Annotated in this window: 12 protein-coding genes; 5 read left to right on the forward strand and 7 right to left on the reverse strand. The window is 36.2% G+C overall.

The window, feature by feature from the left end:
- From PHP31_03525 to PHP31_03550, 6 genes are all read right to left on the reverse strand, one after another.
- On the reverse strand, positions 1 to 236 hold a 236-nt coding region (locus PHP31_03525), incomplete at its 3' end, for a MoxR family ATPase (GenBank protein ID MDD3738344.1).
- Positions 237 to 258: 22 nt separating this feature from the next.
- Complete coding sequence (locus PHP31_03530) at positions 259 to 1,626, reverse strand: peptidylprolyl isomerase (GenBank protein MDD3738345.1); 1,368 nt, start codon at positions 1,624 to 1,626, stop codon at positions 259 to 261.
- Positions 1,604 to 2,497, reverse strand: a complete 894-nt coding sequence (locus PHP31_03535) for a hypothetical protein (protein ID MDD3738346.1) — start codon at positions 2,495 to 2,497, stop codon at positions 1,604 to 1,606. Before PHP31_03535 ends, PHP31_03530 begins: the two co-directional genes overlap by 23 nt.
- Before the next feature lie 6 nt (positions 2,498 to 2,503).
- Positions 2,504 to 4,477 (reverse strand): peptidylprolyl isomerase, encoded by a 1,974-nt coding sequence (locus PHP31_03540; protein MDD3738347.1) that lies wholly within the window; start codon positions 4,475 to 4,477, stop codon positions 2,504 to 2,506.
- Between the two features lie 34 nt (positions 4,478 to 4,511).
- Positions 4,512 to 5,978 carry an IMP dehydrogenase gene (gene guaB, locus PHP31_03545; protein ID MDD3738348.1) on the reverse strand — a complete coding sequence of 489 codons (1,467 nt, stop codon included), beginning with the start codon at positions 5,976 to 5,978 and terminating at the stop codon, positions 4,512 to 4,514.
- A gap of 80 nt (positions 5,979 to 6,058) precedes the next feature.
- Positions 6,059 to 7,192 (reverse strand): glycosyltransferase, encoded by a 1,134-nt coding sequence (locus tag PHP31_03550; protein MDD3738349.1) that lies wholly within the window; start codon positions 7,190 to 7,192, stop codon positions 6,059 to 6,061.
- A 202-nt stretch (positions 7,193 to 7,394) separates the two neighbouring features.
- Between PHP31_03550 and typA the strand changes: the two genes are divergently transcribed.
- From typA to PHP31_03565, 3 genes are read left to right on the forward strand one after another with little or no spacing between them, the layout of a single operon-like run.
- The gene (gene typA / locus PHP31_03555; protein ID MDD3738350.1) at positions 7,395 to 9,191 is read left to right on the forward strand and encodes a translational GTPase TypA; all 1,797 of its coding nucleotides are present in this window, start codon (positions 7,395 to 7,397) and stop codon (positions 9,189 to 9,191) included.
- 49 nt (positions 9,192 to 9,240) lie between these two features.
- Positions 9,241 to 9,939 (forward strand): 4'-phosphopantetheinyl transferase superfamily protein, encoded by a 699-nt coding sequence (locus tag PHP31_03560; protein MDD3738351.1) that lies wholly within the window; start codon positions 9,241 to 9,243, stop codon positions 9,937 to 9,939.
- Positions 9,940 to 9,942: 3 nt separating this feature from the next.
- Positions 9,943 to 11,649 (forward strand): Ig-like domain-containing protein, encoded by a 1,707-nt coding sequence (locus tag PHP31_03565; protein ID MDD3738352.1) that lies wholly within the window; start codon positions 9,943 to 9,945, stop codon positions 11,647 to 11,649.
- 506 nt (positions 11,650 to 12,155) lie between these two features.
- Here PHP31_03565 and PHP31_03570 read toward each other — a convergent pair.
- Positions 12,156 to 14,741 carry a gliding motility-associated C-terminal domain-containing protein gene (locus PHP31_03570; protein ID MDD3738353.1) on the reverse strand — a complete coding sequence of 862 codons (2,586 nt, stop codon included), beginning with the start codon at positions 14,739 to 14,741 and terminating at the stop codon, positions 12,156 to 12,158.
- 166 nt (positions 14,742 to 14,907) lie between these two features.
- On the opposite strand from PHP31_03570, the gene PHP31_03575 reads away from it, so the two are divergent.
- Together PHP31_03575 and PHP31_03580 are read left to right on the forward strand one after the other, a co-directional pair.
- Positions 14,908 to 17,118 (forward strand): RelA/SpoT family protein, encoded by a 2,211-nt coding sequence (locus tag PHP31_03575; GenBank protein MDD3738354.1) that lies wholly within the window; start codon positions 14,908 to 14,910, stop codon positions 17,116 to 17,118.
- A 66-nt stretch (positions 17,119 to 17,184) separates the two neighbouring features.
- Complete coding sequence (locus PHP31_03580; GenBank protein ID MDD3738355.1) at positions 17,185 to 17,640, forward strand: transcriptional repressor; 456 nt, start codon at positions 17,185 to 17,187, stop codon at positions 17,638 to 17,640.
- Positions 17,641 to 17,760: the final 120 nt, after the last annotated feature.

Below are 17,760 nucleotides of genomic sequence, written 5' to 3' on the forward strand. Positions count from 1 at the left end.
TCGGGGGTAAACTGTATGCGACTGTACTGCATGCCCATGGTTCTGGCTAAGGTGTTTATCATCAAAGTTTTTGCTAAGCCGGGAACGCCTACTAACAAAACGTGTCCTTTAGAGAATATGGCAATAAGCAGTTTTTTTATAACATCGTGTTGACCTATTATTATCTTATTAATTTCGTTGTGTAGCTGAGTATATTTTTGTTGCAAGTCTTTAATTGCTTCCGTGTCTTTTTGCATCTTGTGTGTAGTTAAAGATTTTTTATTGTTTTACGTTCCAATTATATTTTAGTTTACAGTCTTTGTATCTGTCGCCTATTTTTATGTAAGCGTTTTTGCTATTTGCTTGAACCCATTTGGCTATGGCTTTTCCCTTTTTTTCTTCAAGAGCCCATTGCTGTATTATGTTAAAGTCGGTATCAAGGCTTGCTTTGTGAGGCTCGGTTCTGCTGACTAAATATAGCAACCTGAAAGCTGAGGTTCCGTCTTCGGTATAATATTGTACGCTGTTTGAAATTTCGCCTACGTTTAATTTATCGACTACGAAGAACATTTTTGGGTCAAATTCTTCGGCAGAAAGCAAAGTGTTTCCCGTATATTGACTTTGAATATATCCGCCATTGACTTTGCCAGGGTCGTCGCTAAATTTTAATACCGCATCTTTAAAAGGAATTTCGTCGTTACGAACAAGTTCAGCTATGCTGTCCAATTCTCTGGCTGCTTCAATTAGTGCCACGGGGTTTACCTTAGGTATTATTAAAATGTGTCTTACGTTCACTTCGTCTTTTTTCTTTTCTATAAGTTGAATAAGATGGTAGCCGAATTTTGTTTTGATGATATCAGAAATGTCATCTTTATTTTTCAGTCCGAATGAAGCTGTTTCAAATTCCGGAGCCATAATTCCCTTTGTAAAAAAGCCCAGTTCTCCACCTTTGGTAGCTGAACCTTGGTCTTCGGAGTAGAGTACTGCCAATGTTGAGAATTTTTCACCTTTTAGTATTCTCTCTTTTATGTCTTCTAATTTTTTACGGGCTTCTTGTTGTTCTTCTATCCCAATTTTTGGTGTTTTTACGATTTGAGCAATTTCGTACAAGCTAGGAATGAGTGGAATACTATCGGCGGGTAGGTTATAGAAAAATTTTTGTGCATCTTTTGGCGATGCTTTAATACCGCTTGTTATTTGTCCTTCAATGGTTTGAGCAAGAATTTCTAATCGAAGCGGTTCGCGTAGTTCATTTTTGAACTCAATTACCGATTTGTCGTAAAATTCTTCTAATTTTTGTTGAGAACCAAACTGTTGAATATAATATCTTAAACGTCTGTCTAATTCGCTTTCAACCTGATCGTCGGTAACTTGCACGCTATCTATTTCGCCATAATTAATGTACAATTTCTGAAGCAAAAGTTTTTCAAAAATATCACACTCATTTACTTTTTCGCCGTAGGCTTGAACTTGCAGTTTGTTTGTTTCAACATCCGACCAATAAACGGGATATTTTCCAACCAAACCTACAATTTCATCAATCACGACATGCTCTTGAGCCGTTGCCTTACTGAAATTGAGGGCAAGTATATTTATTACCGAAAGTAGTACTATCAGTATGCTATTACTTTTTGATATAAATTTCATAGTCGTTTTGTTTTGCTGCGTTATCGTTTAGTGTTCTGTACAGACTGCTAACAAAGTCGGCTTTGCGTTTTTTAATTATTATGGTTGCAATTTTATCTTTAACCAATTCAATGGGACTTTGTTCTCCAGCCTGTTTATATTCATCAATAATAATGAAATACGTATTTGTATTATTACTTATTGTATAGGTGTTTTTTTTGGGAAGTATGTTTACGGTTCTTTTAGGATTTGTTTCTATTGAATTGACAAACTCCTTTATTTTCAATACATTTGTCCACGTGTCGTTATGAATAGAAATGTTGATATCGTTTTTTACACAAAGCTCGTTTAGTACAAAGCGGTCGTCTTCTTTTGATGAATTAACGTATTTTTTTATTTTGCTCAGCAAATGGTGTTTGTTGTTTATAGTAATTAAGTTGACCTTAGCGTAATCTTCGTTCAGAATGAAGTCGTCTTTGTTATCGTTGTAGTAGTTTTCAATTTCACTAACGGTTATGTTGGTATCAACCTTACTATTAATGACGTTGGTCTGATAGTAATATATTATCAACGAATTTCTGTATTCGGCTACTTTACTATCAATTTCGGCAAAATCAATATCCTTGTCGTTGGCAGCTTCGTGCAGAATAAGCTTTTTATTAACCCAATTATTTATGTAACTGCGTATTATCTCAATGCTATCGTTTGTGGGAGTGTTTTTTTGAACAACACCTTGCAAATCATCTATATACAAATAGCTATCGAGAACACGAGCAACTTTAACAGGTGCATCAATGATTTCTTCTTGCTGTTTTGGTTTGCACGATGATGCCAACACTACGATTGCAAAAATGAAAATAGCATAAATAATTTTCGGATGTTTCAATTGCATTTGCTATTACTTATTAATCAGATTATTTACAGCTGCAGTGTTTATTTTTACTGAGTATTTTTTTCTTAAACTCTCAATCCAAGCATTATCCAAATATTCTTGATATTCGGAAATTATAACTCCCCTTATGTTTTTAAGCTCTTGCGGTTGGGCAGGCAAAATATCGGTAACATCAATAATGTGGTATTCGTTGTTTTTAATTGTAGCAGATACGCTAACACCTTTTTCCCATTTAACGTTGTTCCACTTATCTAAATCGTTTTTGCCGATAATAATTTGTTTTACAGTCAGTTGTGTGCTGTCTAATGACTGTTTTTTCAAGATTTCATTACAGCTTAAACCCTTTTTAACGTCATTTTCTATGGATTTCAGAAGTTTATTATTGCCTTTAAGAGTGTACAAATTGGCTTGCAATCTTTCGTCTAACATATAATTATTGCAAACGGTTTTGTAGTAGTTTTCGAGTCCTATCGTATCTTCAATTGCTTTATTCCAAACCATTTTGTCGGTGAGGTTAAACAACAATATTCCGTCTTTGTACTCATCTATAAGATTTTTAAAGTTAGGATGGTCATCTTCTATGTGCATATCAGCATAACTTATTACTTCTTTTTTCATCCAATTGTCGTAAACATTTTTTACATAAAATGGGATATAAGTCGGAGCCGACATTCTTTGCGTGTAAGCTAATTGGTTGACTAAATCTTCCTGAGTGTAGACTTTATCGCCTATTGTAAAAACAACTTTATTTAAACCTTCGGCTTCCGATGGTTTCCATGAAGAAGTAAAAATCGAGTCGGTAACTCTTGTAGCAACTTCTTCGACGTTGTTTAAGTTTTCGGTAAATTTATGTTTTGCTTTAACTTTTTCGACAAATGCATCAATTATTACGCTCATTCTATCGCTGTCAACCATTTTTTTTCTAATTCTTTCAACTTCATCTTCGTATGAGCCTTGTTTTTGTGTGTCGATTAGTTTAATAATATGCCATCCCACTTGTGTTTCAAAGGGTTTTGAGTATTGGTTTTGTTTAAGAGTGTGAATGTTCTCGATAATTTGAGGCATAAGTTTATGCACAGGATACCAAGGCAATAAGCCACCATCATCTTTGGTGGTTTTATCGTCGGAGTAGAGTTTAGCGACTTCGCCGAAAGACTTTCCACTCTCCAACAAATTGTAAGCATCGTTAGCTTTTTTCTTATTTTGTTCGGGATCCGAATTTTCGGTTTTAATAATTATTATATGAGCTAACTGTATGTTCCCGAGAGCAGGCTTTTTATCAGTTAGTTGAATTAGGTGATATCCGTGCATAGAGCGTATAGGCATTGATATATCTCCAATTTTCATATTGTGAATGGCGTTTTCGAACGGATAAAACATTCTAAACACAGTAAAGTAGCCCAAATCGCCACCATTACCTTTTATCAAAGTGCCTTGAAAGTCGCGGTCTTGTGCCGAAGGGTCTTTTGAGTGTTTTTGAGCAAGTTCACTAAAGTCGCTACCTTTGAGAGCTTGATTTCGAACTTCAATGGCTTTATTCCATGCTTGCAATGTGTCCTGCGGAGAGCCTATGCCATCTATGCCAAATAATATATGTTTCACTCTCATATCGAAGTTGCCCCTTTGATAGGCTTCTTTTAACAGAAAGTTTTCGGCTTCTTCGTCGGTAAGGTATGGCATAGCCAATTGGTTGCGATACGTTGAAAGTTCTTTCTTAAAGCTTTCCAAAGTGTCCATACCCAACGATTTAGCTTCCATAACCTTTAGCTTAAAGTTTATGAAAAGTGGCATGTATTCATCTAAAGCCTGTTTGGTTATACCATTTTCGTCTAAATTGTTTTTATTAAACAAGCGCAAAAACTCGTCGGTATATATTTTATTGTCATCAATGGTAATGATAACTTCTTTATCTTGTGCTAATAATGAGTTTGAAGCAAGTATTAGTAATAAACTTATTAAAACTATGAAATATTTTCTCATTGTTAAAGTGTTTAGAGTTTTGTTAAATTAATAATTATCTGCTATAGTTAGGAGCTTCGCTGGTAATAGTAACATCGTGAGGGTGGTTTTCAATAATACCTGCACTTGTAATTTTAATAAACTTAGCTTTTTTAAGTTGTTCAATATTAGCTGAGCCCGTGTATCCCATACCAGCTTTAAGTCCACCAACCATTTGATGTATAACTTCTGCAAGGTTTCCTTTGTATGGCACTCTGCCAACTATTCCTTCGGGAACTAACTTTTTCATATCGTAAACGTCGTCTTGAAAGTATCTATCTTTAGAGCCACTATCCATAGCTTCCAAAGAACCCATTCCCCTGTAAACTTTGTATTTTCTGCCTTCCAAAATAATAGTACTTCCTGGCGATTCTTCAACTCCTGCAAATAGCGAGCCTGCCATAATCGACGATGCTCCGGCTGCAATAGCCTTAACTATATCGCCTGTATATCTGATGCCACCGTCGGCGATAACAGGAATGTTTCTACCTTCAAGGGCTTTGGCAACTTCGTAAACCGCCGATAGCTGAGGAACACCAATACCAGCAATAATGCGAGTTGTGCATATAGAACCGGGACCTATACCAACTTTTACGCCACTAACGCCGGCGTCGGCGAGAGCGATGGCTGCTTCGGCTGTCGCTATATTGCCACCAATTATGTCTATGTTAGGAAACTTTTTGTTTAGTTCTTTTATTATTTCAATAACCTTTTTTGAGTGTCCGTGAGCGGTATCGACAACGATAGCATCAACGCCGCTTTCGTATAAGGCGGTAACTCTTTCAATTGTATCACTTCCGGTTCCTACTGCCGCGGCAACTCTCAATTGACCTTTTGCGTCTTTACATGCGTTGGGACGAGTTTTTATTTTTATAATGTCTTTGTAGGTAATAAGTCCGACTAATCTATAATCGTCGTCAACAACAGGCAACTTTTCAATTTTGTGTTTTTGTAAAATATCCGAAGCTTTTTGCCAATCAAACTCACCTTTGGTGGTGATGAGGTTGTCTTTGGTCATTATTTCGGAAATAGGTCTATGTGTGTCGCGTTCGAACCTTAAATCGCGGTTGGTGATAATGCCTTTAAGAACCCTGTTTTCATCAATTATAGGAATACCGCCTATTTTATGCTCGCTCATCAATCTGTGTGCATCTCCAACTAAAGCATTTTCGTGAAGTGTTATGGGGTCTAATATAATTCCGTTTTCCGAACGCTTTACTTTTTTGACTTCGGAAGCTTGTTGTTCTATAGTCATGTTTTTATGCAGAACACCAATGCCACCTTCTTGTGCAATTGCAATAGCCATAACCGAATCGGTAACGGTATCCATGGCTGCCGTTACAATAGGAATATTTAACTTTATATTACGCGAAAAATAGGTGCTTACATCGGCTTGTGCGGGTAAAATTTCGGAATACGCCGGTTTAAGTAATACATCGTCGTACGTGTAACCTTCACCAACAAATTTGTCGTTTGTTATCATTGTCGCCTTTTTAGCTTGCAAAGTTAATAAAAACGGTATTAATAATTTACAAATTTGCTAAATTAACAATTATTAATTGTCTATTTCCAGTTGTATCTTGCGTTTTTATTGCCTTTTAGCCAGAAAATAAAGTTATGAAGCAGCAATATTATTTCGAATAAAGGAGTATAAAACCAGAAACCTTTTTCGTTTAGTTTTTGCATTAATTTTTTTGTCATAAAAAGCTGACTGCCCAAGCGTAAGACCATTGCTGCAATAACAATAATAGGATAATAATTCATGCAAAGCAAAAGAATTGATAATATCCAAAACAGGTAAGCACTTACTGTTTCTATTCCTAATAGTGCAAGATGTGATTTTTTGTAGTACTTGCCGGTTTTATTGTGTCTGGTTTTTTGGAAAATCCACTCTTTGTAAGTTTTCTTTGGTTCGCTGTAGGTAAATGAAGTTTTATCGACTTCTATACAGGTGTTATTTTTATTTGCAACCTGATTGATGAAGAGGTCATCGTCGCCGGAAGGAATATTGTAGTGCGATGTAAATCCTTTGTTTTTGAAAAACAAGTCTTTTTTGTAAGCAAGATTTCTGCCTATACCCATGTATGGAAATCCTATCAAAGCAAAACTTAAGTAGTTGGCAGCTATTTTTAAAGTATCAAATCTGATAAGTTTATTGAGCAATCCCTTATTGCTTTTGTAAGCACCGTATCCTAACACAACTTCAACATTGTTGTTAATGTTGACAGCCATTCGTCTTATCCATTGGTCGGAGGCGGGGATGCAGTCGGCATCGGTTAGTAATATATTATCGTATTTTGCCGATTTAATTCCTATTGAAAGAGGGAATTTTTTTCCCCTAAAGAAATTCAAATCTTGTGTAAGACTCACTACGCTAAGGTTGGAGTATTTATTTTTTAAATCTTCTAATAAAAACTGTGTTTCATCTTCGCTTCTGTGGTCAACAACAATAACTTCAAAGGCAGGATAATCTTGTTCTAAAATATAGGGCAAGTGTTTCTTTAAATTAGTGTATTCGTTTCTGGCACATATTATCACCGATATGGGAATATCTTGTCGTGATATATCATTGCTTTTTTTGTAAAAAGCCAATCTTGAATATACCGCCCAAATGTAAACCAATTGCAATATAACTGATATTGCGAAAATCAGTAATACCGTTGTCAACAAAGGATTATTTGTTAGAATTTGTAACATAATAAGACTCCTAATTAAGCGTTGGCAAAGTTATAATTTAGCTACATATTATGCTCGAAAAATCGAAAACTTTATTAACATTTTGTTAATACTACGCAAAACGCTTATAGGTTGGAGAAAAGGAAAAAATATTAACACAAAAGTAATGTCTTGTATGAAAATAAAAATATAAAAGTAGTAAATTTGCAACTTTTAAAAATATATGCAAGAAATCAGGAATATAGCCATAATAGCACACGTCGACCATGGTAAAACCACTTTGGTAGATAAAATTCTACATGCGTGTCATTTGTTCAGAGAGAATCAGGAAACGGGCGAATTAATATTAGATAATAACGATTTAGAGCGAGAGAGAGGTATAACTATAACGTCGAAAAACGTTTCGGTTACATACAAAGGTGTTAAAATCAACATTATAGATACACCCGGGCACTCCGATTTTGGGGGCGAGGTTGAGCGTGTTTTAAAAATGGCTGACGGTGTTCTTTTGTTGGTAGATGCCTTTGAGGGTACTATGCCGCAAACCCGATTTGTTACTCAAAAAGCATTGTCGTTGGGTTTAAAACCGATAGTTGTGATTAATAAGGTTGATAAGCCAAATTGTCGTCCTCTGGAAGTGCAAGATCAAGTTTTTGAATTATTTTTCAACCTTTGTGCAACCGACGAACAGTTAGATTTTGTTACAATTTTCGGCTCAGGCAAAAACGGTTGGATGACTAACGATTTAAACGTTGCCAGCTCGGATATGACGCCATTATTAGATGCCATAATTAAGCATATACCGGCTCCAAAAAGCATCGAAGGACCTTTGCAAATGCAAATTACATCGTTAGACTACAACTCTTACGTTGGACGTATTGCCATTGGCAGAATACACAGAGGATTTGTTACTGAGGGTATGCGTGTAGCTCTTGTAGGTAAGGACAAACCAAATAAGCAGGCAAAAGTAAAAGAAATATATTCGTTTAGCGGTTTGGGACGCGAAAAAGTAAAAGAGGTTTTTTCGGGCGATATTTGTGCTTTGGTTGGTCTTGATGATTTTGAAATAGGCGATACCGTTACCGACCCCGAAACAATTGAGGCTTTGCCGGATATTCATATTGACGAGCCTACAATGAGTATGTTGTTTACTATAAACACTTCGCCGTTTTTCGGGAAAGAAGGCAAATTTGTTACATCTAAGCATTTGGGCGAGAGATTGAAAAGGGAAACGGAAAAAAACTTAGCTTTAAAAGTACAAAATACAGATACCACCGATAAGTTTAACGTTTACGGTAGGGGAATTTTACATTTGGCTATACTTATAGAAACTATGAGACGCGAGGGCTACGAGCTTGCGGTAGGTCAGCCACAGGTTATTATTAAAGAAATTGACGGAGTAAAATGCGAACCTATCGAATTGCTTATTGTTGATGCTCCGCCGGAAGTTTCGGGCAAAGTAATTGAAATTATAAGCAACCGAAAAGGCGAACTTAAAGCAATTGAGGAAAAAGGCGACCTGCAACACATAGAGTTTGAAATTCCATCGAGAGGTATTGTGGGACTTAGAAACTTGTTGCACACTGCCACCTGCGGTGAGGCTATTATGGCTCATCGTTTTAAAGAATTTTTACCTTACAAAGGCGATATGCCCAAACGTCTTCAAGGAGTTTTGGTCAGCATAGAAACCGGTATGGCTACGTCTTATGCTATAGATAAACTTCAGGATAGAGGTAGATTTTTTGTAGAACCTTTTGATCAAGTGTACGAAGGTCAGATTGTTGGCGAAAATACCAGAGACAACGATATAGGCGTCAATATTACTAAAGCCAAACAAATGACCAATATTAGAACTACTTCTAAAGATGAAGCCGTTAATATTCCGCCGGCTGTCAAATTTTCGTTGGAAGAGGCATTAGAGTATATTGCAAGAGATGAAATGGTTGAAATTACGCCAAAATCCATTAGAATGCGCAAAATATTGCTCAAAGAAATAGACCGCAAGCGACAACAAAGGTAGGTTTGTTGTATTTTGCTTATCTTTGTTCCGACTTTAAAAAAAAGTGTAAATGAGTAGGGTATCTGTATATGTGCTTAATATTGAAAACTGCGACAATAGCATTATTGTCGATAATCAAAACCTACTACCTGAATCTAGTATTAAGCGTTTGAATAGTTTCGCAAACAATAAAGTCAAAATACAGTCTTTTGTTGGAGAAATACTTGCCAGATACGCAATTTCGGAGCATTTCAATGTTCCTTATTTATTGTCGGATTTCAGCTTTACATCTAAAGGTAAGCCATTTTTGAGCGAATATAAGGAATATAATTTCAACATTTCGCATTCTAAAAATTGGCTTGCTTGCGCTGTTTCAGACGGCAATGTTGGAGTTGATGTAGAAACAATCAAGAAGATAAATCCAAGCATTGCAGATAGATTTTTTACCGAAAAGGAAGTCCTATTTCTGAATACTCTTAATAATGATGACAGAAACGAAATGTTTATCAGATTTTGGACAATTAAAGAAAGCTACCTAAAAGCTATAGGCAAAGGTTTAGCCTTAGAATTAAATTCTTTTAATATTGAGCCCCAAGACGATGATAATTTTGTGCTGAATAATAATGAAGATGCCGAAAAATACAGCGTTTCTTCATATAAATTAAAAGATGCATATGTTGCGGTTTGTGCTGAAAAACCTGCACAAAAGCCAAAATTTATTTGCACCGATATTGACAAGGTTTTGAGTAATATTCAATCGAATTTGTAGGAAATGAACAACTTGTTTTTAAATATTGTCAATTCTCTTCTATATTTTGTTTCAAACAAAACAAAACTTTTCGTTTTACTTCTTTTTGTCGCAACTTCTTGTGCTACAATTGTTGCCCCGTCGGGAGGACCTGTCGATAAACAAGCTCCGCAAGTTGTTTCTTATTCTCCGCAAGATAAAAGTTTAAATTTCGACTCAAAAAAAATTGTAATTACTTTCGATGAGTTTATCAATCTGCAAAATGCAGATAAACAAATATTTATATCGCCGCCTTTTAAAAATGCACCCGATTATAAGGTTAAGCGTAAATCATTGCAAATAAATATTAATGACACTTTGTTTGAAAACACTACATATACCGTGTTTTTTGGAGATGCAATCAGCGATATTACTGAAAATAATAAGGTATCAAACCTTGTGTATTCATTTTCGACAGGTGATTATATAGATACTTTGTCGGTTTGGGGACATGTTTTAGATGCATATACGCAAAAGCCCGTAAAAGATGCATTGGTTATGCTTTACACTGATTTCAACGATTCGGTTCCCCTAACTTCATTACCTCGACACATCTCAAAAACCAATGACGACGGCTCTTTTCATATTCAGAACTTAAAAGCCGGTGAATATAAAATCTTTGCTCTCAACGATTTAAACAACGATTATAAGTGTAATCTTTTAACCGAAAGTTTAGCTTTTTCTTTAGATACAATTAAGCCGCGATACTTTGGCAATAATTCATTAGGTGTAGATACTGCGAAAGAAATTAAGTTAATGATGTTTACCACGAAGGACACAGTCCAGCATATAGTTGAAAGTAAAATTATAGACAAAAATAAAGTTCGTTTTATTTTTAAAGAACCAACCGAAGATTTTGATATAAGAGCCAATTTTTTTGAAAATATAGATAAACAATATCACGAGTGGAGCAACAGAAAAGACACGCTTATGTTGTGGTTGCCTTCTGATGTAGATACGGCTACTTTCTACATAAATACCAATAAAACTATTTCCGATACTATAACTTTTAAGGGTTTGGTTGAAAGAGAAACCGAGAAACCAAAAGGTAAGTCTAAAAGCCAAGCAGTTGCTACCCCCAGACTGAAATATTCTTCCACTGTTAGTTCCGGAATGTTACCATTTTACAAACCTGTGGAAATCAGTTTTAAAACTCCTATTGCTAAGGTGTTTAATAGCAATTATTTATTAATCGACGATGAAAAAGCCGATACCGTTCAAAGTCAGTTTACTGTAGCGGATACTTTATTCCGAAAGCTGACAATTGATTTACCAAAGCCTTTATCTTCGGTTTACACAATTGTAATTCCCGATAGCAGCTACACTGATATTTACAACGTATACAACGACAGTATTAAATTGGCTTTTAGTGTGAGTCCGGCAGAAAATTACGGTTCGCTTAAGCTGAATATTAGTTCAAAAACTACGCAAAATATTATTGTCAATATTCTAGATGCCGAAAATGATAATTTAGTTCGTAGTGTGAAAGCTGTAAGCAATTCAACGATTGATTTAGGATATTTCAATCCCAAGACCTACAGGGCTATAGTTATTTTCGATATAAATAACAACGGGATATGGGATTGCGGCGACTACTTCAAAAAAATATATCCCGAACCCACCTTTATTTTTCCAAAAGAACTAAAGATAAGAGCCAATTGGGATTTGGAGGAAGATTGGCTTATTGAGTGAATGGTGTTTAGTGGTTGGTGAATGGTGGTGAGTGGTGGGTGATGGGTGATGAGAGCTGCGTGTTACGTGTTACGTGTTACGTGTTTCGTGTTTCGAGTTTTCCCGAAGTTTCAGGAGAGTATTGAGTTTCGAGTTTTTCTCAATAGCCGTGTCTTTAAAGGCACGGCTATTGAAGCGAAACAAAAAACATCATTTTACAAAAAATTATCAAAATATTTTTTTATTTCCTACCGCGTAAGTACGAAATTAATACGCAGCACTTCGACACTTCGGGCTTCGACTTCGCTCAGCCACCGCAGTGAGCGAAGTGCTGACCCCGCTCGCTTTGCAAAAGCGAGCGAGCGTCAATAATAAAAATTTGCTGGCGTGCTTTTGTAAAGCGTGCCGGCAAAACTCATTGTTCATTGCTAATTGCCCATTGCTAATTGCCCCGCAACTCGGAACTCGGAACTCTGAACTCGGAACTCTGAACTCGGAACTCCTAACTCCTAACTCAGAACTATTCTCTATCTCCTTATCGTAACACTACCTTGTATCTTTCTGGGTTTAATGCCTTCGGGGGTGTATTCGTAAACTTCGCCAAAGTAAAAATAAACTCCTTCGCTTGCATCTATGTTGGTGTCAAGTATTTTACCGTCCCATCTGATGTCGGGGTCGTTGGTTTTATACACTAGTTGTCCCCAGCGATTCAAAATAATAATATCAACCTTTTCAACTCCGGTATAAGGGAATGGTCGCAGGTAATCGTTTATCTCGTCTCCGTTAGGAGTAAACAAGTTCGGCAAATGGTATTTGCCACAGACGTCGCTATCAACACAAACCACATCGCTTATTTCGCTTTTGTTGCCGTTTGCATCAATAAACTGTATGGCATAGCAGCCACTAATATTGTTATTGGCAGTTTGGTATCGGAAAGCGTAAGTTGAGTCAATAACTACCAGATTTGTGTCGTAGATATTGTTGGAGCGAAGTATATACGATTTATGAACATCGTTTTTGCAAAAAATACTGTTGGGTTCAAAAAACAGTTCGTTGTAAAAGAAATCGCAGTTGGTCGTAATTTCAAGCTCAGGAGTACACGGCGGTTCATTGTCGTAAGGAACTACGCATGCTATCTGCGAATAGTTTATTATTGGGTCTATAATTCCGGGAGTTCCGTAAGTACCAACGGTTTTGACCTTATAACAATATTCCGTTTCGTTTACTAAATTATAAATGGTGTAAGGCAGAGTGTAAGTTGTAGCAACAGAATCGAATATATTGTTTGCGTTTAGTTCGTATATCACGTATTCGGTGTTTGTCCATGGCACGGCGATATCCAAATTTATTCCGGCTTTTTTATCTCCTTCCGAAAGTCTTAAAAATGGAGATGTAGCAGTTTGTGAGCTACCAATATCAGTAATGGAGCCCTTGTCGTTGTTAATCAATGAAATATAATAGTAGTAGTAATAATCATTTGTGTTTAAATTGTTTTCTCTGTGAATTGTATCGTCTATAGTCAATGTAGAATCGACAAACACAAACGAAAACGGATTATCGCTTCTGCTTTTGTATATTTTGTAATAAAAATCGCCTTTATAAGAAATTGTGTCAATCTCGGTTGGTTTCGACCAAGCAATATCAACAATACCTTCCGAATCGTGAGTTTTATCAATGCTGACGTTAGTAATAATAGGCAGCTCTTTTCTCAGATGTGAACATGCTTCGTCGGAAGCGTAGCTTTCAGACCCATCGGCAAAAATTGCCACAACCATGTAGCAATACTCAATACCGTTTGATACGTTTTCATCTTCGTAGCTGTTGGTAATACCCAAAGTTTCTATAAGTTGGTAACCTGTGTAAGCAGGCACACCCGTTTCGCAGTTTTCAGGAGTAAATCCATAGTAACCCGAGCGCCTGTATATTTTGTAACCTGATATATTATCGCAAGTATTATGATCCCAATTCAGAATAATTTTGTTTCCGCTAGCATTTGCAGTCAGGTTTTCTGTTTTTGGTGCTACAACTCTAACGTTGAGCCTTCCTAAGCTAGAGAGCGGAACGTATGAACTATCCGTAGCTCTTATAAAAAAAGTGTAAGGCTGCATTCTAACATTCTGACACGATGTTTCCCAATTGATATATGCTGTGCATCCACCTTGATGATTTACAGTTGTGTAGGTTGCAGGCGGTTCAAGCATAAAAGCTTCGCCGCTGGTTTCAATCTTAACTCTGTCGCCGTCAATATCGGTAGCAACAATAGCCATGTTCATAGTATCGTTGGCAGTAACGCAAGTATCGTTGGTGTACGTAAGGGTAGGAGGGTTATTTGAGCAAGCAATTATATTAATTTGCATATCTCTGGTGGTATAACCTATTTTAACTCCGTTACGCCACTCTTCTATCAAAAATGCAACGTTGTATTCGCCTTGCATTTTCGGGTTATCCCAAACCAAGTCGCCGGTTACGGCATCAATATAAAACTCTCCGCCAATATTCGAACCAACCTGATTAGGATATTGATATCCGAGAACGTTATTACCACCGCTTCCCCTACATATTGTGAGTCTGTACGACAAACTATCGCCGTCGGGGTCAATAGCTCCGGGATTATGAATAAAAAGGTTATTGACGCAGCCAATGTCAACAGGTGGCATTGATAGAATAGGCGAAGAATTTGGTCCTATGAATGGATTTATAATAAGTTGAGTTTCGATATAAAGCGGTATTTCTACTGAGTTTGGAATATTTTGCACTCCCATATTTCTATTAGGGTCTTCCATAGAAATAGTATAGGTAGCCGCACCCGGGTAGGTATGAGTTCCGACGTACAAGTTCTTTCTAATGTCGGGTCCAACCATTTCGCCTATATGAAATCCGTTAGAGTTTACCGGACCGTTGGTTCTTCTTAAAATTTCGCTTGTACCGTCGCCCCATTTTATTTCAAGCTCAAAACGGTCGGCGGGGCTTGGAGCGTATGAGTATGTTACAATTGTAACTTCGTATGTTAGCGGACTCAAGTATTTGTATGTTATTTCGCCGGCACGCTGATGGGTTGCATTGCCAACTAAATAGGTAGCTATAAACAAAAGTATAAGTAAAAATCTTTTCATAAATTTAACTTTTCATAACCTATTTTGTGAATAAAAAACGAATAAACACACAATTTTTATAAATTAGCATTACTTTTGTTTGTTTCTAATGCAAAGTTAGTGTTTTCTTATTGGAATTAGTACTTTTAACAAAAATAAATAATAATGTTTAAACAAATTTTGCCCGATGAGTTTATATACAAAAGCAGAAGAAGTTGAAATAGAAAGGCGTTATGACATGATAATTGAATCTGTTTTAAAGAACAGATCCGACGTAAACGTCGACAATATCAGACGTGCCTTAGAAATGGCAAAGTCGGCGCATGCAAATATGCGACGTCGTACAGGCGAGCCGTACATTTACCATCCGTTGGAGGTAGCTAATATAGTTGCTACCGAAATCGGTCTTGGCGAAACATCTGTTATTTGTGCATTATTACACGATGTTATTGAAGACAGCCCCGAATACAACATTGATGACATTAAAAGTAGTTTTGGAAAAAAGACCGCATATATAGTTGAGGGTCTGACAAAGATAAAAGACGGTTTTTTGATTGAGCAAGTATCGGCACAAGCCGAAAATATTAAGCGCTTGCTTGTTACGCTTTCTGATGATGCCCGCGTTGTAATTATTAAACTTGCCGACAGATTGCATAATATGCGAACTATGGATGCCATGCCTTTGCCTAAACAAAAAGACATTGCAGCCGAAACACTTTACTTGTACGCACCACTATCTCACCGATTGGGCTTATACGAAATAAAAAGTGAATTAGAGGATTTATCTTTAAAATACTTAGAACCTGCTATTTATTCATCTATAAAAAGGACTATTGATATTTCAAGAGACGAAAGAACCGCAATAACCGACGAATTTATTTCACCTATTAAAAAACGACTAACCGAGTTGGGATTTGTGTTTACAATTGATAGCAGAATAAAAACGGCATACTCCATATATCAAAAGATGAAGAAAAAGCAACTTCCCTTTCAAGAAATATATGATGTTTTTGCTATTAGAATAATTGTAGATGTTCCGGAAGGAGAAGATGAAAAGTTGGCTTGTTTTTCAATTTATTCGGAAGTAACAAAGCTGTACCGACCACAACCCAACAGATTGCGCGATTATATTTCCATTCCGAAACAAAACGGCTACGAAGCCTTACATACTACCGTAATGAATAGTAGGGGCGAGTGGGTTGAAGTACAAATACGGTCGGTTAGGATGAATGAAATTGCCGAAAGGGGCATGGCGGCTCATTGGAAATATAAGTTGGGCGATCCCAATACTCTTTTTGTTGATGGGTGGCTCAATAGCATCAGAGAGGTACTCACATCGCCAAATCCCAATTCATTGGTCTTTCTTGATGTTGTAAAAAGAGAATTAACTCCGTCGGATATTTTTGTTTATACACGCACCGGCGATGTAATATCTTTGCCGACAGGCAGTACCGTACTCGATTTTGCTTATGCAGTCCATACCAATATTGGCAATCAGGCAATTGCGGCAACTGTAAACAGAAATTGGGCAACATTGACTCAGCAACTTAAAACAGGCGACAAAATTGAAATAATTACTTCCGACAAAAGCAAACCGCAGTTGAGTTGGCTTAACGAAGTAAAAACCAATAGAGCTATCAAAGCTATTAAAGATTTTTACCGAGAAGAGAGAAAAAATGAAATCGAAAAAGGGAAAAAACTTTTAGAAAGACGTCTGAGAAGATTTAAATACTCAGCTAGTACCAACGTAGTTCAGAGGTTTAGTGTTTACGCCGGATATTCCGGAATACATGATTTGTATTATGATGTGTTCTTGGGTAAGGTTTCTGACGAACTAATTCACGAATTTTATTCTTTAAAAGACTATAAATTTAAAACTGATAAACCTGCTAAAAACGAGCAACTGTTGCCCGAAGAAATATACGCACTAAAAGACCGAAAGAAAAAGAAATTAGAAGTCGATGATATGGATTTTACGGTTGCAAAATGTTGTTACCCAATTCCCGGCGACAATATCATAGCGTACAATCCCGAGTCGGACAAATGGATTATTCATAAAGATAATTGCGAAGAGGCTATTTTTCTTATGTCCAGATTTTCCGATAGAATTAATCATTCCGAATGGACAAATGCCAATACTAACAAATTTTATGCGTTTATTTCAGCTATCGGAATCGATAAATCGGGGTTACTTGCCGATATTGTCAACATTATAAGTAAATCCGAAAACGTTGAACTCAAGGGATTGAATATTAATACCGAAGATAATTTGTTTAAGGCTCATATAAAAATTCAAGTTTGTTCGCGCGAAGTTTTGGATAATTTGATTGAGTCGCTACGCAAAATTGAAAATATTAACGAAGTGAATAGAATTACGGATTTTTCAGAAACTTTTTAATAAAAAATGTTTTTATCTAATCTAATTTAAAATAATTTTTTAATTTTGGAAAAAAATAGAAAGTAAATGGAAACAACAATTAGTTTAAGTCAGGTAAAACAAATTTTTACTAAGTTTTTAGATAACAACAAGCATCGCAAAACTCCCGAAAGGTATGCTATACTTGAGGAAGTGTACAAAATGAAAGGACATTTTGATATAGAAACTTTGTACATTCACATGAAAAACAATAAATATTCTGTTAGCAGGGCGACTTTGTACAATACAATGAACTTGCTTTTGGATAGTCATTTGGTTGTAAAACATCAGTTTGGCGATGGATCGGCTCAGTTTGAAAAATCTTTTGAATATAACCAACACGACCATTTTGTCGACTTAGAAACCGGACAAGTGCTTGAGTTTTGCGACCCACGTTTGCTCGATATTATAAAGTCTGTTGAAAAAAACCTTGGAGTTAAAATTATGCATCATTCGCTAATATGCTATGGTTCAATAAATTCCAACAATAATAACGAGAAATAACAACTAACACTCTTTTAATAAAAGTTTAGTATTATTACCGAAAAAAGTTTTATCTTTGTAACGAATACGATTTCCTGAGTTAATATCGGAAATCGTTTTATTTTGTTGAATTACAATATA

Source organism: Lentimicrobiaceae bacterium (assembly GCA_028697555.1).
Lineage (GTDB): Bacteria > Bacteroidota > Bacteroidia > Bacteroidales > UBA4417 > UBA4417.